This is a genomic window from Maritalea porphyrae (genome assembly GCF_030159895.1).
Lineage (GTDB): Bacteria > Pseudomonadota > Alphaproteobacteria > Rhizobiales > Devosiaceae > Maritalea > Maritalea porphyrae.
The window spans coordinates 1833169-1851644 of sequence record NZ_BSNI01000002.1; the positions used below are offsets into that span (position 1 = coordinate 1833169).

At 50.0% G+C, this 18476-nt stretch carries 21 protein-coding genes and 1 tRNA gene; 16 read left to right on the forward strand and 6 right to left on the reverse strand.

The window, feature by feature from the left end:
• The first annotated feature begins 139 nt into the window (after positions 1–139).
• From QQL65_RS12355 to QQL65_RS12385, 7 genes are all read left to right on the forward strand, one after another.
• Positions 140–688, forward strand: coding sequence for a ubiquinol-cytochrome C chaperone family protein (locus tag QQL65_RS12355; protein ID WP_284365007.1), 549 nt, complete (start codon positions 140–142; stop codon positions 686–688).
• 5 nt (positions 689–693) lie between these two features.
• Positions 694–1254, forward strand: coding sequence for a YceD family protein (locus tag QQL65_RS12360; RefSeq protein ID WP_284365009.1), 561 nt, complete (start codon positions 694–696; stop codon positions 1252–1254).
• 85 nt (positions 1255–1339) lie between these two features.
• Positions 1340–2419: a phosphate acyltransferase PlsX gene (plsX, locus tag QQL65_RS12365; RefSeq protein WP_284365010.1), complete on the forward strand. Its 1080-nt coding sequence runs from the start codon at positions 1340–1342 to the stop codon at positions 2417–2419.
• Positions 2416–3390: a beta-ketoacyl-ACP synthase III gene (locus tag QQL65_RS12370; protein ID WP_284365011.1), complete on the forward strand. Its 975-nt coding sequence runs from the start codon at positions 2416–2418 to the stop codon at positions 3388–3390. The genes plsX and QQL65_RS12370 overlap by 4 nt, the downstream gene beginning before the upstream one ends.
• Positions 3391–3479: 89 nt before the next feature.
• Positions 3480–3791: an integration host factor subunit alpha gene (locus tag QQL65_RS12375; protein ID WP_284365013.1), complete on the forward strand. Its 312-nt coding sequence runs from the start codon at positions 3480–3482 to the stop codon at positions 3789–3791.
• 34 nt (positions 3792–3825) lie between these two features.
• Positions 3826–4299, forward strand: a complete 474-nt coding sequence (locus tag QQL65_RS12380; RefSeq protein WP_284365015.1) for a MerR family transcriptional regulator — start codon at positions 3826–3828, stop codon at positions 4297–4299.
• 42 nt (positions 4300–4341) lie between these two features.
• A complete protein-coding gene (locus QQL65_RS12385) occupies positions 4342–4695 on the forward strand; it encodes a DUF1801 domain-containing protein (protein ID WP_284365017.1) in 354 nt (117 codons plus the stop codon).
• A gap of 9 nt (positions 4696–4704) precedes the next feature.
• Here the strand turns inward: QQL65_RS12385 and QQL65_RS12390 are convergent.
• Positions 4705–4781, reverse strand: a tRNA-Pro gene (locus tag QQL65_RS12390).
• A gap of 151 nt (positions 4782–4932) precedes the next feature.
• Here QQL65_RS12390 and QQL65_RS12395 point away from each other — a divergent pair.
• Entirely contained in the window at positions 4933–5922 is a 990-nt protein-coding gene (locus tag QQL65_RS12395) for a phosphotransferase enzyme family protein (protein WP_284365018.1), read from the forward strand.
• 5 nt (positions 5923–5927) lie between these two features.
• Here the strand turns inward: QQL65_RS12395 and QQL65_RS12400 are convergent, their stop codons facing one another.
• From QQL65_RS12400 to QQL65_RS12415, 4 genes are all read right to left on the reverse strand, one after another.
• Positions 5928–7187 carry an O-antigen ligase family protein gene (locus tag QQL65_RS12400; RefSeq protein WP_284365020.1) on the reverse strand — a complete coding sequence of 420 codons (1260 nt, stop codon included), beginning with the start codon at positions 7185–7187 and terminating at the stop codon, positions 5928–5930.
• Positions 7188–7200: 13 nt separating this feature from the next.
• On the reverse strand, positions 7201–8721 hold the full coding sequence (locus QQL65_RS12405) for an undecaprenyl-phosphate glucose phosphotransferase (protein WP_284365023.1): 1521 nt from the start codon (positions 8719–8721) through the stop codon (positions 7201–7203).
• A 91-nt stretch (positions 8722–8812) separates the two neighbouring features.
• Entirely contained in the window at positions 8813–9925 is a 1113-nt protein-coding gene (locus QQL65_RS12410; RefSeq protein ID WP_284365025.1) for a glycosyltransferase, read from the reverse strand.
• A gap of 23 nt (positions 9926–9948) precedes the next feature.
• Positions 9949–10515, reverse strand: coding sequence for a polysaccharide biosynthesis/export family protein (locus tag QQL65_RS12415; protein ID WP_284365027.1), 567 nt, complete (start codon positions 10513–10515; stop codon positions 9949–9951).
• 187 nt (positions 10516–10702) lie between these two features.
• Between QQL65_RS12415 and QQL65_RS12420 the strand changes: the two genes are divergently transcribed.
• Positions 10703–12886, forward strand: a complete 2184-nt coding sequence (locus tag QQL65_RS12420; protein WP_284365029.1) for an exopolysaccharide transport family protein — start codon at positions 10703–10705, stop codon at positions 12884–12886.
• Positions 12887–12899: 13 nt separating this feature from the next.
• A complete protein-coding gene (locus tag QQL65_RS12425; protein WP_284365031.1) occupies positions 12900–13955 on the forward strand; it encodes a polysaccharide deacetylase family protein in 1056 nt (351 codons plus the stop codon).
• Here the strand turns inward: QQL65_RS12425 and QQL65_RS12430 are convergent.
• Complete coding sequence (locus QQL65_RS12430; RefSeq protein ID WP_284365033.1) at positions 13942–14169, reverse strand: DUF2842 domain-containing protein; 228 nt, start codon at positions 14167–14169, stop codon at positions 13942–13944. The two genes, QQL65_RS12425 and QQL65_RS12430, sit on opposite strands and share 14 nt — an antisense overlap.
• Positions 14170–14286: 117 nt before the next feature.
• Between QQL65_RS12430 and QQL65_RS12435 the strand changes: the two genes are divergently transcribed.
• The 6 genes from QQL65_RS12435 to QQL65_RS12460 all read left to right on the forward strand — a co-directional run bounded on the left by QQL65_RS12435 (position 14287) and on the right by QQL65_RS12460 (position 18465).
• Complete coding sequence (locus QQL65_RS12435; protein WP_284365034.1) at positions 14287–15339, forward strand: COX15/CtaA family protein; 1053 nt, start codon at positions 14287–14289, stop codon at positions 15337–15339.
• 154 nt (positions 15340–15493) lie between these two features.
• Positions 15494–15958: a 50S ribosomal protein L13 gene (gene rplM / locus QQL65_RS12440; RefSeq protein ID WP_284365035.1), complete on the forward strand. Its 465-nt coding sequence runs from the start codon at positions 15494–15496 to the stop codon at positions 15956–15958.
• Entirely contained in the window at positions 15958–16446 is a 489-nt protein-coding gene (gene rpsI, locus QQL65_RS12445; protein WP_284365037.1) for a 30S ribosomal protein S9, read from the forward strand. The genes rplM and rpsI overlap by 1 nt, the downstream gene beginning before the upstream one ends.
• A 143-nt stretch (positions 16447–16589) precedes the next feature.
• The gene (locus QQL65_RS12450) at positions 16590–17489 is read left to right on the forward strand and encodes a DMT family transporter (protein ID WP_284365040.1); all 900 of its coding nucleotides are present in this window, start codon (positions 16590–16592) and stop codon (positions 17487–17489) included.
• Positions 17490–17540: 51 nt separating this feature from the next.
• Positions 17541–17810, forward strand: a complete 270-nt coding sequence (locus QQL65_RS12455; RefSeq protein ID WP_284365042.1) for an autorepressor SdpR family transcription factor — start codon at positions 17541–17543, stop codon at positions 17808–17810.
• The gene (locus tag QQL65_RS12460) at positions 17803–18465 is read left to right on the forward strand and encodes an SdpI family protein (protein WP_284365044.1); all 663 of its coding nucleotides are present in this window, start codon (positions 17803–17805) and stop codon (positions 18463–18465) included. The genes QQL65_RS12455 and QQL65_RS12460 overlap by 8 nt, the downstream gene beginning before the upstream one ends.
• Positions 18466–18476: the final 11 nt, after the last annotated feature.

An 18476-nucleotide genomic window follows, 5' to 3' on the forward strand; every position in this document is an offset into this window, starting at 1 on the left:
CACAAAAACTCGATTAACAAGACAAATAACGCATCGTAAAAAGGCGTTTCGAAATCTGTTTAGCTGCCAATCGCGTATGATGGCAAGACACAGATGGAACTTAAAAACCAGACCTGTAGCGGAACCGACAAAAAGACTGATGATTTTTAACCCGTTTCGTAAAGACCCATTCGCCGATGCGGCGCTAGCTGCCTACAACATCATTGTGGCGCAATCTCGGCACCCAGATTTCTACACCGACCACGGCATCAAGGATAGCGTTACCGGTCGTTTTGACATGATTGCCTTGCACATGACGCTGGTGTTTCACCGTTTACACAAGGGCGATGAGCAGCAAAGAAAGTTCGCACAGTCGCTGTTTGATTTGTTTTTCAAAGACATGGACCGCTCACTGCGCGAAATGGGCGTGGGTGATATCACCGTGCCGAAAAAGGTCAAAAAGATGGGCGAAGTCTTTTACGGCCTACTGGGGGCAGTGAAGGATTCTTACGAGAATAAAGATGTTGCAACACTTGCGGATGCGCTAAACCGCAATATCTATGATGGTGAAGATACGGCAAACGCCGACACACTAGCGCGCTATGCCATCGGCCAGACCGATCATTTGGCAAACCAAGACGAGATAATGCGCGGCTCTTTGAATTTCTTGGCGCCAGCGCAGTCAATCGCCAATATTGCGAGTGAATAACAATCATGACGACCGAACAAAACAGCTTCTCCACTGAGCTTTCCACATTGTTGGATATGAATGTCCGCGTTGACGAGGTGCCGACTGAGGGGCGCAAATATGAGTTTAGCGCCGATGAAGAAACTTTGGCGCTGCTCATTGAGAACTCTCCTGCATCCAGCGTATCAAAATTCGACGGCCATATCGATATGCGCCCGATTCGCGGGGGTATCGAAGCAAAGGGACGCCTTAAGGCGGTTCTGCAGCAGCCTTGTGTGGTTACACTTGAGCCAGTTGATGAACAGATCGACGTGAATATTGAGCGCATTTATTTGCGCGGTGAAGAGCCAGAGCTTGATGTGACGGCGAATGGTGAAGTGTTTGTCGATCTAGAAGCCAACGCCGACAATGAGTGGTTCGATGGCGATAAAATCGATCTAAGTGATTTCATCTACGAGCAGTTTTTGCTAAACTTGAATCCATATCCTAAGCTGGAAGGCGCACAAATGCCCGATGTCAAAGATGATGATGATCCGGGTGAACAGTCTCCATTTGCCGCGTTAGCGGCACTGAAGCCGAAAGAGTAATTTCTCGAAAAGGTGCGAAAAAACTTGTATGCGGCTTATTCCGAGTTAAGCTGTTGATCAGTTTTGCTAAAAAACCAAAGCGAATATGGCAAAAAACATAACAATATCAGTCGACGCAATGGGTGGCGACAACGGGCCGGAGATCGTTCTCTTAGGCGCGAAAATGTCGCTTTTGGAGCGACCGAACACTAAATACATCTTTCACGGCCGTGAAGATGAGCTCAAACCGATTCTCAAAAAATACCCAGAACTTGAAGCCGTTTCTGAAATTCGGCATTGCGATGTAGTGATTTCTATGGATGAAAAACCAACCCAAGCATTGCGCAAGGGGCGGGGCAATTCATCTATGTGGAATGCGCTGCAATCAGTGGCAGACGGTGAGGCGGACGCGGCGATTTCTGGCGGCAATACAGGCGCTTTAATGGCGATGGCCACGTTCTGTTTGCGCCCGATGGAAGGCATTTCGCGCCCGGCATTGGCAGCGATCTGGCCGACTTTGCGCACCGAGATCGTGGTGCTTGACGTGGGCGCCACGGTTGGCGCGGACGCGCAACAGCTTATTGATTTTTCAATTCTAGGCGCGGCGATGGCGCGTGCGCTGTTTGATATGAAAGAGCCTACTGTTGGTTTGCTGAATGTCGGTGTTGAAGAGGTCAAAGGCCTCGATGCGGTGAAAGAAGCAGCAAAAGAACTCAGCTCGCATACCGGCGGCGGCTATCAATATCACGGCTTTGTTGAAGGCGATGACATTGGCAAGGGCACCGTTGATGTTGTGGTGACCGAAGGCTTTACAGGCAATATTGCGCTGAAAACGGCAGAAGGAACCGCTCGCCAAGTTGGTACCTATTTGCGCACGGCGCTTACCCAAAACTGGGTCACAAAGCTTGGGGCATTAATTGCATCGGGCGGATTGCGCACGTTGCGCAACAAGATGGATCCGCGCAATGCGAACGGCGCGGTGTTTCTAGGGGTGAACGGAATCGTGATCAAAAGTCACGGTGGCACGGACGAGATCGGGTTTAAAAGCGCGCTTGGTGTCACCTACGAGATTGCACATAACCGTTTGATGGACCGCATTAAAAACGGTCTAAAGAGATATGAAAAGTCAGGCGTGAGTGAAGAACACGACGACGACAAAAAGAATGATGAGGTAGCGTCAGCGTGAGTGGGGTAAAATCAGTAGTTCGGGGTGTTGGGCACTACTTGCCTAAGAATGTCGTCACCAACCACGACTTGGAAAAAAAGGTCGACACAACCCACGAGTGGATTGTTCAGCGTACAGGCATTGAACAACGTCATATCGCAGGCGAGGACGAGCAAACATCTGATCTTGCGCTAGGTGCGGCGAAAAACGCGCTTGCAGCCGCAGGCATGGACGCATCAGAAATTGATTTGATCGTTTTGGCAACAACAACGCCAGACCGCACATTCCCAGCCACAGCCGCACTTGTGCAGGAGAAATTGGGCATCACCCAAGGCTCCGCATTTGATATCCAAGCGGTCTGCTCTGGCTTTGTTTATGCGGTCGCAACTGCTGACAGCTACATGAAAAACGGCTTAGGCACCAAAGCGTTGGTGATCGGCGCTGAAACCTTCTCTCGTCTTTTGGATTGGGAAGATCGCACAACGTGCGTGCTGTTTGGCGATGGCGCGGGCGCGATGGTGCTCGAGGCTGTGCCTGACGACACCGAAGGTGATCGTGGTGTGCTGTCCAACTGCTTGCGCTCGAACGGCGAGCATTGGGAAAAGCTTTACGTAGATGGCGGTCCATCGCTGACTCAATCGGTCGGTTTTGTGCGCATGGAAGGCAAAGAAGTCTTCCGCCACGCTGTCGGTATGATCTCAGACGTGGTTGAGGGGGCTTTCGAAAAAGCCAACATCGAGCCAAGTGAACTTGACTGGTTTGTGCCACACCAAGCCAACAAGCGGATTATTGATGGCGCGGGCAAGAAGCTGAAAATTCCAGCCGACAAAGTCATCGTGACAGTTGATAAACATGCAAACACGTCAGCTGCATCGGTGCCAATGGCACTCAGCATTGGCGTTGCGGATGGCCGAATCAAGCAAGGCGACTTGGTTATGCTTGAGGCGATGGGTGGCGGATTTACATGGGGCGCGTCATTGGTTCGGTGGTAGAAGCACAATAAGAGTTTGCTCTTCGTCATTGACCAGACCAAATGTCGCTACTATGCTCCTTAACATATTGAAAGCATTGCGGAGCGGACATGGCAGGGAAAACATTAACGCGCGCCGACTTGAGCGAAGCAGTTTATCAGCAAGTTGGCCTATCACGGGCTGAATCGTCTGATTTGGTCGAGCGTGTATTAGATTTGATGAGTGATGCGTTGGTCGCGGGGGAAAGCGTCAAACTATCATCATTCGGTTCGTTTTTAGTTCGATCTAAGAATGAACGGATTGGCCGGAATCCAAAAACCGGTGAAGAAGTACCGATTTTGCCAAGACGAGTTTTGGTTTTTAAGCCAAGCAATGTCTTAAAGGCTAAAATCAACGATAAGATGCTGAACGCAAAAAAATAAACAATAGCGTTTAGCCAGTACAAGGGTGGAACCGTTGGAAAAGTCGCCAGACGCTTTTCGTACCATATCGGAAGCGGCGGACGAGCTTGACTTGCCTCAGCATGTCCTACGTTTTTGGGAAACACGCTTTTCGCAAATCAAACCGCTAAAGCGGGGCGGAGGGCGACGCTATTACAGACCGGACGATGTACAGCTTCTGCGCGGCATCCGATATTTGCTCTATGATGAAGGTTTCACCATCAAGGGCGTTCAAAAAATCCTCAAAGAAAATGGCGCACGCCACGTGATCACTATTGGTGAGACGGGGGCAATTGAGCCTGTGGTGCCCGTGGGCGGCAATGGCGACAACGATGTAATCGAAGCACCGCAACTCGCAGCACCCGACGCCCAAACCCAACAATCTGGCAAAATCGACACATATTCTCGCGCGCGGCTCAACGAAGCGCTGCACGAACTGCTGGAATGCAAGCGGATTTTGGACAAGGCGACGGAAGAGCCGCTGAATTAGGGCTAAATTCTAAATGTCAGACTGGCACTGGGCGATAAACCAATGGAGACTTTTTGCTCATTTGAAGATTGGTTTGAAGAGCAGCCGATAAGTCTACACAGCACAATTTGTGGCTTGTCTTTGCTTGTTGAAGAAACGGCTCCAGAGCTTTCGCGGTCTAGCAAGTGGGGGAACGCGGTATGGCTAAAAGGGAGGCTGTCCCTGATATTCATTCACGCCAAGCCGGATCATCTTCAGTTCGGATTCTATGCGGGCGCTTTGCTGGATGACCCAAGTCAAATGCTTAAGGGAAATGCGAAATATGTTCGTCACGTCCCAGTTTATAACAACGAGTACAACGCATTGAATATCGCAGCTCTAATTCGAAGCGCGGTTGAAGCCAAGCCATATCGGTAAGGTAAAAAATGGTCGGAGTGGCCGGATTTGAACCGACGACCCTCTGTCCCCCAGACAGATGCGCTACCAGGCTGCGCTACACCCCGAACTCATGCGCCTTGTTAGCCAAATTCGTTTGCAGACGCAAGCGCGGCTTTGCGCAAAAATCCTGTTGCCGAACATATCCGACCTTTTGCGACTTAACAGCTTGGCCAAATTGCGATAGCCATGCGCCGCATAGGCAATGGATAAGCAATAATGTCATTGATTGAGAATACAGGGATTGAGCGCGACAAGTTGATGGCGGCATTGCCCCTTTGGGCTGGTCTTGCTGGCGCGCGCGTTCAACTGATCAATCACACAGAAAATGCCACCTTTCGCTTGGATTTGCCGAGCGGAGCTAAGAGAATTCTGCGCGTTCACCGACCCGGTTACAACACGACTAACGCCGTTCTGTCCGAACTAGCCTGGGCGAAAGCGTTGCGCGCTGATGCCAAGGTGCAAACACCTGTTGCCATTGCCGGGGTAAACGGCGAGCTGGTTCAAAGTGCGTCGGTCGGCGCGTCAGATGTACCGCAAATGATGGTGCTGTTTGAATTCGAAGAGGGGCGGGAACCCAAAGAGACTGAGGACCTAGCGCCTTGGTTTGTTGAACTGGGCCGACTGGCTGCGACTGCACACAAGCACGTGCAAAATTGGCAACTACCCGAAAATTTCGAACGTTTGCGATGGACTGAAGAGACGATTCTCAACCCTGATGGGCTTTGGGGGGATTGGCGCAAAGCGCCGGGCATGACCAGTGACCTCAGAACAACCTTTGATCGGCTCGATGAATTGCTGCGCGAAAGGCTAAATGCATATGGTCAGAGTCAAGACCGCTATGGGCTTGTGCATGCCGACATGCGCCTTGCAAACCTTTTGATCGACAAAGATCAGATCAAGCTTATCGATTTTGATGACTGCGGTTTTTGTTGGTATTTATATGATTTCGCGGCAGCTATTTCATTCATTGAAGACAGCCCGACCATTCCGCAGCTCAAAATGGCCTGGCTGAAAGGCTATCGCGAAATTCGTGAGCTGCCACCAGAGGATGAATCGGAAATTGACACCTTTGTCATGTTGCGCCGCATGGCACTGACCGCTTGGATTGGTTCTCACGCTGAAACACCGTTTGCCCAAAGCCTTGCGCATGAATTTGTACCGCGTGGCGCGGTTCTAGCAGAGAAATACATCAAGCGCTTTGGTTGACTGTATTAGGGGAGGCGGCGTTCGTCTTTTTTGCCGTCAATCACGTCATATCCCGCTGAAACGCCCCAAATAATGCCCATCACCAAAAACAGGTGTCGCCAGTGGTCGATATCAATAATCGCTGCTTCCATAATCAACGGTAAGAAGGTTGCAAAAGCAGGGATCATCAGCAAACGGTTGGGCGAAGCGATTGCGAGCGACGCGATAGCCCGCCAAAGCGTCATCAGAATGAGCCACACAAATGCGCCTCCGCCTAGCCAACCATAGTCCAGGAAAACCTTGAGATAGGTATTGTGCGGTTGTTCGGTCACCAGCATCTGATCAAACTGCCATGGGCCAATGCCGAGCGGATTGTTGAGTGCCAGGGCGTATCCCCACGCCTGCCGGCCAAAACGCCCCGTTTCGCCGCCATCATAGCTTTGGATCAGCGAAGCGCGCTGTTTGAACAGTTCTGCGACTTCAGGGATCATCAAAAGGCCAAGGATCGCCAGCACCAGCGCAATGACGCCTGAAAGCGCCAAGCCGATCATCCTAATGCGCTCGCGCGGCGTCGCCTCGAGCTTAAAGTTCAAAATGAATACCAAAATCACAGTCAGGAACAAATGCCCCCACGCGCCACGCGAGAAGGACACAAATACGCCAACCGCGATAATGCCAAACCAGATCGCGTTCATGAACATCTTGCGTGGGTTGCCAAGCAATATGCGTTGTACCAAATAGGCGGCTGGCAGGATAAGAAATGGGCCAAATACGTTTGGGTCTTTAAAGAACGCTTTTGCGCGACCATAGCGCAAGAACAGATCTTTGCCCGGCATAAGCCCGAGATAGGCAAGGGCACCAATAGATGCGGCAAACACTGCGGCGAACAGGTAAGCCTTGTTGATCAGGCGCATGCGCTCATAGGGTTTTTCAGCGACAAAGTTGGCGATGAAATAGCCTGTGATCAGCAGGAACACCGTCACGGTGGTGAAAATCATCCCCTTTGACAGGGTAGAATATTTCATCTGCAAAATGGCAACAAAAGCCGGTGGGATAAACAGCAATATCGCCATTAGAAAATTGTTGGTGCGGCGCGAAATCGGTAATCCACCCATCAATGCGCAAGCAAAAACGGCGAGGAACACCAGTTCGTACGGGGAGGGCTCAAACATCACCAACGCACCGCCCGCAATCCAAATTGGAACGAGCAACATCATCAGGCGATGAGCAAGCTCACCGCCACTGACTTTTATGTTTTCGCTGGCAAAACTGGATTGAACCGACATCAAAAGTTCCGCGTTAGTACGCGCCCTCGTTTTTGCTGACCAAGGAAATTGGGGTCATAAACAGGATGTAGAGATCTAGAAAGATCGACCAGTTTTCGATGTAGTAAAGGTCATGGTTCACACGCTGCATGATCTTATCGACCGTATCGGTTTCACCGCGCCAACCATTGATCTGCGCCCAACCGGTAATGCCTGGCTTCACGCGGTGCCGCGCGAAATAACCATCAACGGCATCATGGTACAAGCGATCATCAGCCTTGGCTTGCAATGCGTGCGGTCGAGGTCCGCAAATCGACAATTCGCCGCGCAACACGTTGATAAATTGCGGCAATTCATCAATCGAGGTTTTGCGGATAAAACGACCAACGGAGGTGACCCGCGGATCGTCCTTTGTCACCAATTTGGCCGCTTTTTCATCCGACATGTCGGTGTACATGGACCGGAATTTATAAATTTCAATCAGCTCGTTGTTAAAGCCGTGGCGTTTCTGTTTGAAGAAGACTGGGCCCTTGCTGTTCAATTTGATTGCGATGGCAGTGATCAGCATGATTGGCGAAAATGCGATCAAAGCGATCGTAGCAAACACCATGTCAAACAACCATTTAGCGACAATGTTCCAGTCAGAAATCGGCTTGTCCGCCATATCAAATACGGGAACGTCGCCAAGGAAGGAGTAAGCGCGTGGCTTAAACTTGAGCTTGCTCATGTGTGCGCTTAGGCGAATATCAACTGGCAATACCCAAAGCTGTTTGAGCATTTGCAAAACACGTGTCTCTGCACTTACGGGCAAAGATACAATCACCAAATCGATGCGCGTCAACCGCGCGAACTCCACTAAGTCTTTGACTTTGCCAAGTTTAGGGCAGTCTGCAACTAGTTCAGGGGAGCGTTTGTCTGCGCGGTCATCAAACAAGCCAAGCAATTCAATGTCGTTCGTCGCTGTTTTCGTGATGTTGCGAATAAGCTCTTCCGCATCAGGACCACCACCGACCAACACCGTGCGGCGCTTCAAACGACCGGCTTGTGTCCACTGAATAATCAAACTGCGCACCGCAATGCGGTAGAAAATGAGAAATGCCGCGCCAGTTACAGCGAAACCCGTCACCCAAGCCCGAGAGTAAACCTCGCCGATTTTGAGCAAAAACAAACCAGAAATGACAATCAACACGGCAACGGCCCAAACGGCCAAAGCGCGCGTTATTTGTGTCAGTGTCGTCCGGTACTTCTGGATCGAATGGTTTTTGACGATATTTTGCCCGAACAAGGCAACAGTCGATGTTGCAACTGACAATGCCAAATAATGCAATAGGTCGCCATCCGGTGCGTAGGCAGCGAAAACGGCCATGCCCACCAGCACTAAAGCCAAAAATTCAATGGCTTGGACCACGCCAACAATAATCTTTGATGACATTGCCGGGTCGCTAGGGCGGTCAGCTATTTCTTTGCCCAATTTGGACAGGGTGCTTTTTGCCACGCTCTCAGAGCGAGAGCCTACTAACTCGGAAACGACTTCTTTGGGGTCGATGCGGTACATTTTAGTTGTGGTTCCTGAAAATTCCAATTTCAGGCACCACAATAGGGTTTAAGGCGTGAAAGCCGAATGAAACAGCATGGTAAATAAATTGCTATTGATTCAAATAGACCTGGGCAATATCACCCGCCATTTTCTCTAATGAGAATTCCTCACCGACATGGGCAAGCAGCCGATTATTGCGGTTATTGAGGTCTTTATCGCCGTCCACATGGGCTTGCATTGCTTTGGCAAGCGCTCCCACATCCGCTGCTGGAACGAGTTGAGATTTTTCAGGCCCAAATATCTCGCCAATACCGCCCACGTTTGTTGCAACAACGTTTTTGCGCGCTGCAATTGCCTCCATAACGACGTAAGGCAGAGATTCTTTGAGCGAAGGGACCACCGCAATGCCGGCCCGGGCAAATCCGTTTCGCGCAGGTTGGGCACCAGCAAATTCGACCTGCGACTCAATCCCCAACTCAGTACTTAATTCTTCAAATTGCTGCCTGTGGGGGCCATCGCCAATCAGCAAAAGCCGAGGTTTCGATCCATCATGTTTTGTAATTTGGGGCAGGGCGCGCAATAGATACTCCACGCCTTTGAGATCGCGCAGTTCGCCAACAAAGACAAAATCAAACTCGCCATTCGACGGAACAGGCGTGAAGTCATCTTGGGATAGGCCGTTGTGAATCACAACTCCCTTGTCCCCCGGGTCCGCAATTTGCTCGCGATATGACTTTGCTGCGAACTCGCTTTCAAAAATGATGTTATCACTAAATGGGATGAGGCTCTTTTCGAGAAGATGAAATATACGCCCAGCCGCAGAACTACTGGCAAAATGAAGCGCGCCACCATGCGGGGTATAAAGCTTTTTGACGTTGCGCTTGCCCAGTGCCGCCAATCGTGCGTGAAACCCGCCTTTTGCCCCATGACCATGCACAACATCAATATTGTGCTTTGAGATCAGCTTGCGGATTTGAAAAGGCGCTATGATGTCCTGTGGGCCAAAAAGCCGTGGGATAGCGATTGGGTGGACACCTAACTTAAGATGCGGTTCCAACTTTTTCAGTTTGGTTTGAGATTCAGCATCAAATGATAGGGCGTCGACAACAACTCCGACCTCGTGGCCTTTGTCGTTCAAATAACCAGCCAAGTCGCACACATGGCGAAACAGTCCGCCAACTGGCGCGCGCAGAACTTGAAGTACGCGTAAGGGCTTAGTCAAAATCTTTAATCCTGTGATTCAGGTTAGAGCCAGCGCTCATGCACAACAATCGTATCACCCGGTTGCACCAAATCATCCATGCTTGCCCGCAGCGTGATGACACCTGCGGCACTGTTGCGATAGATCGTGACAGAGTTCTTTGCTGCAACATCTGAGAAACCGCCAGCCGTGCTAATCGCCGCTCTAACGGTCATGCCAAACACATATGAGAACTGGCCAGAACTTGCGACTTCGCCTTGAATAAAGAATGGGCGATATTGGGCAACTTCAACGGCAACATTTGGATCACGCAGATAACCGCTTGCCAGTCGGGTGGTGATTAGGGCGCTCGTTGCGCTGACTGTCTTGCCCCGAACATAAACACGGCCAACAAGTGGCATAGAAATGTAGCCTGCATCGTCAATGCCATAGCTGTTTGTCAATTGATTGTCGTTATATACGGTCACGCGGAGCACATCGCCTGTATCAAGCGCGTAAGAGGCGTTTGATTGCTCATAATTTGGTGCAACAGAGCTATGGCTGCGCGGGCCAGAGGCACAAGCAGAAACCAACAATATCGCAAACAAGACGGCGAAACGCACCAAACCCATGACTCTATACCTTTTGAGATTCGAACTCTTGGGTCTTTTATGGGGCGTTTATGGTTAACAATCTGGAAAAATCGCTATTGCTGATTGTTCGAAGTCTTTTTGTAAATCAAGCAATATTAACTGAATTCTTACCATAAACGGGCCACAAGGGATTCTTGAAAAGATAGGACTTCGAAGGATTCTTCATATGACCCAGAATGGGGCCAGAAGCTACGAAGACGTGCAGATCAACGTCTACAACCTGTTTGCTGCGATCATTCGTGCGCTACCACGCATCATCGTGGTAACGGCGATTCTATGCGGTCTAACCTTCGTTTCATTTTCTTTTATGACGCCAAAATATTCCGCTGAGGCCAGTATTCTCTTAGAACCGCGAAGCGATAACTTCGCCCAGTCGGCGGCCAACCGTACAAGTCAAACCAGTCAGGCATCGGTTGACGGCGCGGCAATCGCTAGTCAGATCCAGCTTTTAAAGTCTCGGGAGACGTTGCTTAAAGTTGTCGATCAGTTGGATTTGCGGTCGAACCCTGAGTTCGTGGACACTTCCGTTGGTCCACTTGATATGGTTTTCGCACTGTTTTCGATAGGCGGTGGCAGCGATACTGAGGCCGTTGCAATATCAACGGACGAGAAAATCATCGCGAAGCTAAATAAAAATCTTGTTGCCGCACAGGCTCGAGATAGTCGCGTGATCTCAATTAAATACACATCTAGTGACGCGGAAATGGCGGCGAAAATTGCCAATGCGCTTGCAAAAGCGCTTGTTGATCGTCGGTCCGGTTTGGCAATTGAAGATACATCTGATGCAAACCGGTGGCTCAACCAAGAAATTGAACGCTTAAGTCGCGACGTTTCAGCAGCCGAAAGCGCCGTTGCCAACTTCCGTGTGGATAATGACTTGTTCCGTTCTTCGGAAAACAACACGTTGATCGGACAGCAATTGTCTGATCTGTCGCGCCAAATCAGTACCGTATCAGAGCGAAAGAATGCAGCGGCAACGCGTGCCAGGCTCATACGCGACCTGTTGAGTGCTGGGCGCAGCCTTGATTCTGTTCCTGACGTTCGTCAATCACCTATGATTCAACGTATGTCAGAGCAAAAGGCGAACTTTCAGGCGTCACGCGCACAGTCTGCCGCGACGCTGCTTGATAATCATCCGACTTTGCAGGCACTTGATGCGCAAATTCGCGATATCGATCGTCAAATACAATTGGAAGGTCGTCGCATTGCAGAATCGCTAGAAACTCAGGCGAAGATCGAAGGTGAGTTGGAGAAAACACTCCGTGATGATCTTGCCCGCCTTAAACTCTCAGCATCAGGCGCTGAGCGCAGCGGCGTAACATTGGCAGAGCTTGAACGCGAAGCGACGGCTAAGCGCGATCTGCTCAATACATTCCTCGCTCGCCAGAGTGAGGCTACTGCGCGCACCAACACGGGTGCGATTTTCCCTGACGTTCGAATTATTTCTACTGCATCGGTGCCAACGAAACCTTCGTCACCAAATAAACCGTTCTTGCTGATGTTGGTGGGCGGTATTTCGATTGTCCTGCAATTGGGCATGATCATCATTGGTGAACTTGCTGCCGGAAACTTGATTACTGTGCGCCAAGAGTTGCGAGATCAAGAGGACGATGGTTTGGCTGTTCGCGAGGAGCCAATGATGGCCCCGGTCGCCGTCGAGCCAGAACACGTTGCACAGGAAGAAATTGTCCCTGAGCCAATGCCTGCGCCGGAAGCTGTAGAAGCTGAACAAGTGTTGGAGACGAAAGCTCCGGTTGTAGTGGAGCCGGAAAAGCCCGCTTCACCAAGGGCAAACACATCAAATGAAGCGACGCTAGCGGCGTTGGTTGGGCAAATCCGTCAATCTGAAAGTGGCATTGTGTTGGTTGCCAGCGCTGAACGTGATAGGCAAGACAGTGATCTCGCCACCCAGCTGCAGCAGGAATTGAGCGGCAACGGATCAGCTACAATCTTGGTCAATGCAGGTGGCGCGGACCACATTCAAATGCAAGGCCTCACTGATATGTGCGACGGTAGCGCGGATTTTGGTGCCGTGATCAAACAAGGTGCCAATGAACATCAATTCTTTGTACCTTGGGGCACAAAGGATCGATTGTTGTTCAATAATGAGCGTTTCACCTTGATGATCGATGCGTTGAGCGAAATTTACGACCATGTGATCATTGAATGTGGCCCATTTGGCATGCGCGCACCGCTTGCGCCATTTGTTGAAATGGATGTGCCACTGATCATTGCGGCGGGTCGCCACCAAGCAATGCGTTCTGTTGAAATTACGGATGATGCAATGGCCCTTGGTTTTGAAAACATTTCATTCGCAACAACGGCTCAAGCAAAATCAGACGTAGCGTAGCAAGGCGGCGAACGTGTCAAACCTCAAATACCGTTTGATCAATTTGGCAATGGAAGTTTTTGCATTGCCAAATGTGGCGAAGCTCATACGAAGGTTTTCCGATTGTCGCGGCGTCATCTTCACGCTGCACCGTGTGTTGCCAGACGCGCCAGCTGCGTTTTCGCCAAACGGCATATTGCAGATCACGCCTGAGTTTTTGGAAAGCGTTATCATTGAAGCGCGTGCCAATGGCTTTGATATTGTTGACTTGGATGAGGCGTTGGACCGGCTGGAAGCAGACGAGGCGCAAGATCCCTTTGTCGTTCTTACTTTTGATGATGGCTACAAAGACAATCTTCAATACGCCTTGCCGATTTTAAAGAAACACAATTGCCCATTCACACTGTTTATTGCGCCCAACCTGATCGAGGCAAAAGCTGAAATTTGGTGGCAGGCGCTTGAGGATATTATCCGCGAAAACAACAGCGTCGAGTTTGATTTAGGGCAGGGGACCGAATATCGCGAAACATCAACTCCTGCCAGCAAATGTGAGGTTTTCGACGAGCTTTACTGGTATATGCGAAAAAAGCCTGAAGCGGATCGATTGCGTTTGCTGCATGCATTGGCAAAGCGCTATCAATTGGACCTCACAGCGCACTGTAGAGCGTTGATTATGGAGTGGCAGGAGCTACAAGCATTCATCGATGAGCCGCTGTGTACCATCGGTGCGCATACGATGAACCATTATGAGTTGAAAAAGCTGCCGGAAGACCAAATGGCAGATGAGATTTCAAAATCGGTTGAAACATTGGCGGAGAAAACGGGCAAGCGGCCAACCCATTTTTCTTATCCTGTGGGGGGACCATTGTCCGCCGGTCGACGCGAATTTGCGCAAGTGAAACGGCAAGCATTGGCAAGTGGTGTGACCACACGGCCTGGCGGGCTATACGCTGAGAACGCAGAGTTTCTAGAAGCGTTGCCGCGCATCTCACTTAATGGCAATTATCAAAAGCTGCGCTTCATTGACGTGTTTCTCACAGGCGCCATTTTCACCGCTCATAGCGGCATGAAAAAGGTCAATCTTGACTAGGCGGTAACTCATGTGGGCGGGCTGACATCCATTTGATGGCCCAAGCTGCAGGGAAAAACCAGCACGACCCAGCGACGCAAAAGTAGATCAGCAAAATGATCGCGTGCGCATCCACCAAAAATTGTTCATAGATTATGCTGGCAAGCGTTGCATAAGCAATCACGATGAACAGCAAAAGCGGAATACCCAAAAGCTTGCGCTGACTTAAACTCATTTTGAACCCTATCGTTGCGCGATGCGTAATAGCAAAGTGCGTCAATGCTTTCTCTTGCGTCATTGACCACTTGGATTTAACACAAAGCCTCGTCCAAACAAGGGTAGAAACGCACTCATGTCGGTATCAGATCAGATTTCACCAGAACAATTGCAGGAAAAAAAGCTAAAGCCCGTGCGCTATTGGCTCTACTTCTTAGCCGCTTTGGTGCTGTTGATGGTCATGGTGGGCGGTGCGACCCGCCTTACGGATTCTGGCCTATCAATTACAGAATGGAAACCGATTTCAGGAACAATCCCGCCGCTTTCAATCGATGACTGGAATGCCGAGTTTGAAGCTTACAAACAAATTCCAGAATATCAGCAAATCAACAAAGGCATGTCCTTAGAAGAGTTTAAGGGCATATTTTGGTGGGAGTGGGGACATCGATTTCTTGGACGTGTAATCGGATTTGCGTTTCTAATTCCATTCCTCATCTTCTTGTTTCAAAAGCGATTGGACTGGAAACTCGCGCCTGCGCTGGCAATTCTATTTTTTATGGGCGGTTTTCAAGGCTTTTTAGGGTGGTGGATGGTTTCATCGGGCCTTAGCGAACGGGTAGATGTCTCTCAATATCGACTTGCCGCACATCTCAGCGCCGCCTGTGTGCTGTTCGTTTCACTAATTTGGGTGTCACGTCGCTTGCGACCAGCTCAGGTGCTTTGGGTGCAAAAAGGCTGGCCGTTGCTCATAAGCCTTTTAGGGATTGTCGTGTTCATTCAGATCGCCGCGGGCGCTTTCGTTGCAGGACTCGACGCTGGCTTTACCTACAATACTTGGCCGCTAATGGATGGCCGGTTTATCCCACAGAATTTGGCGCTGATTGATCCGCTTTGGCTCAATTGGTTCGAAAACATCACGGCCGTGCAGTTCAACCATCGCATGATTGCCTATCTCATCGTGGCACTTACCGTGGGTCTTACCTGGCACGCATGGAGCAAAACGCAGTTTGATGGCGTTCACGGTTGGATGGTGATTATTGCCGCTTTGACCCTTTTGCAGGTCATTTTGGGCATTTTGACACTGATTTATGTGGTTCCGATGCATTTAGCGCTGGCCCATCAGGTCACAGCATTCATTCTTGTTGGTGCAATCACTGCCTATCTATCTGATATGTCACGACAAAATTAGCGGTATTATTATACCGTAATGATAAGTTGTTGAAATATATAGATAAAAACTTTGCGCTTGACGTGCTGTGTAAACTTGTCTAAATCGCACCACGAACCGACTGGAAATCGGGATATAACCCGGTTTGGTTATCCAGCAAATCAAGGATTTGGAAATGAAGACGTACTCGGCAAAACCGAGCGAGATCGAGAAGAAATGGGTCTTGATCGACGCAGAAGAAATGGTGGTAGGTCGCCTTGCTTCAGTTATCGCAACTCGTTTGCGTGGCAAGCATAAGCCATCTTTCACACCACACATGGATTGTGGCGACAATGTTATCGTCATTAATGCTGACAAGGTGAAGTACACCGGCAAGAAGATGGACAACAAAATCTTCTACTGGCACACAAATCACCCAGGCGGCATTAAAGAGCGCTCAATGCGCGATCTTCTTGAAGGTCGTTTCCCTGAGCGTGTATTGGAAAAAGCCGTTGAGCGTATGATGCCAGGTGGCCCGCTAACACGTGCCCAGTTGAAAAACCTCCGTGTATACGGTGGTGCAGAACACCCTCACGAAGCCCAAAATCCAGAGACATTGGACGTGGCATCTTTCAACCCTAAAAATAAGCGGGTGAAATAATGGCTGAACAAGAGACCATCAACTCGCTCGAAGAATTGGGCGAAGCAGCAGTAGTTGCAAACGAAGAAGCTGCTCCAGTTTATGAGCAAAAACTTGACGCACAAGGCCGTGCATACGCAACAGGCAAGCGTAAAGACGCTGTTGCTCGCGTTTGGGTAAAGCCTGGCTCAGGTAAAATCACAATCAACGGTCGCGAAATGCCTAAATATTTCGCACGCCCAGTGTTGCAAATGGTTGTTCAGCAACCAGTTGTTGCTGCTGACCGTAAAGATCAGTACGACGTAGTTGCAACCGTTTCTGGCGGTGGCTTGTCTGGTCAAGCTGGTGCGGTTCGTCACGGTATTTCTAAAGCCCTTACACATTACGAGCCTGCGCTTCGTCCTGTGTTGAAAAAAGGTGGCTTCCTTACACGTGATAGCCGTGTTGTTGAACGTAAGAAATTCGGTCGCGCAAAAGCTCGTCGTTCATTCCAGTTCTCAAAGCGCTAAACTTTACAGCACTTTGCTTCTACAAAATTTCAAAGGGTCGGCGTATGCCGGCCCTTTTTTGCATCTATTGGTCCAACCTCTTATTGCAGGGGCAATCCAACGGGTGTAATCTTGGGTTCTCTTCGCATGTGTAGGAACTTCAAGTGCAACGCTCGCAACCTCTAAAAGCCGCCTTCTGGATGGCAGGCGCAATGGCGTCTTTCTCGCTCATGGCCATTGCGGGGAGGGAGCTTGGCGGCCACCTAGATACATTTGAAATCATGATGTATCGCTCGTTCCTTGGCGTGGTCATTGTGTTGGTTGCCGCAAAACTGGCTGGAACACTTGGTGACATTGGTTTCACACAGTTGAAGCTGCACTTTGTGCGCAATAGCTGCCACTTTGTTGGGCAAAACTTGTGGTTTTATGCGGTGACAATTGTCCCATTATCCCAACTGTTTGCGTTTGAGTTTTCGTCCCCGCTCTGGGTTGTCGTCCTTGCACCCATCTTCCTTGGCGAAACGCTTACGCGGACAAAAATATTTGCTGCCTTGCTGGGTTTCACGGGCATTTTGATTGTTGCGCGACCGGGCAGTGTGGCAATTGATTCTGGCATTATTGCTGCGGCGACCTGTGCGATCTTTTTTGCTGGCACCACAATGGCGACGAAAAAACTCACCGGATCACAGTCAATCACTTCGATTCTATTTTGGTTGGTCACGATGCATTCGGTCTTTGGCCTTGTTTGTGCGGGGTTTGATGGGCAAATCGTTGTGCCCCAAGGCATGGAGATCGTGTTGGTGGTTATTATTGGTGTTTGTGGCCTATTGGCGCATTTCTGCATTACCAAAGCGCTCAATTTGGCGCCCGCAACAGTGGTCACCCCACTAGAGTTTTTGCGTTTGCCACTGATCGCATTCATCGGATTTGTGCTCTACAAAGAAGCGTTTGAGTGGCCGGTGATCCTTGGTGCTGTGTTGGTCTTGGCCGCAAATACCATCAACATCCGTGCCGAAAACATGCGCAACAAGCGCTTGTCGCCAATTCGGCAAAACGGCGCTTGACTCTATTTCGATATTTATCTAATTAGATGTTATTCGAAATAGAAGGCGCGTATGAATTCCGTTTTTGAAGCATTGTCGCATCCGGTGCGGCGAAAGATCGTCAAGGTCCTTAAACGGGGCCCGCAATCGGCTGGCGAATTGGCTGATATGTTTGATCTGACCAAACCGACCATGTCGACTCATTTTGCGAAACTCAAAAAAGCTGAATTGGTGCGCACAACCCGACAGGGCAATACCATTCTCTATCACCTAAACGCGTCTGTTTTGGAGACCGCATTGAATGACTTGCTCGATTTTGGCCAAGGAAGTAACGATGACTAGACTGCTCTCACCGATCAATATTCTGCTTATACTCGCCGTTTTTGCGCTCTTCATCTATGGCATGATGACCATACCAGGCGATCAACTGGTCCCTGTGCACTGGAATATCTATGGCGAGGTCGACTATACAATCGCTGCTGAGTGGGCGCTTTGGATCGGTCCCTTGGAGGTGGTTGTTGCGCTTGGCGCTTTTTGGTTGGCGCGTACCAGGTTGCCAAAAGACGAGTTTGCAGCGGGGCAGGCGCTTGTAACAGTATCGGTGTCCATTGCGTTGGCTGCCGGGCTGTTTGTCCAATCGATCGTGGTGTTCGGTGCACAAGGCGCTTTGTTTGATGTGCCACAATTGGCAGCTGTCTTTATCGGTCTTGTCATGCTTATTTTAGGCAACTACTTGCCGAAATCGCAAACCAATCGGTTCGCGGGGGTCCGGTTACCTTGGACAATGAGTTCTGAAAGTGTATGGGCGCGCACACACCACTTTGCCGGCAAATGCTTCATGCTTGCAGGTCTTTTGATCGTCCTTGTTGGGCTGATCAATTTGGGTGGTCCTGCAATCTTGTTGCTGACACTTGGCTGTGTGTTTTTGGCGGTGCTTGCCACCGTGATCTACAGCTATAGCATTCGCGAAAATGCCAAAGTTGAAAAGGCGAACTGATCTGGGGTTGT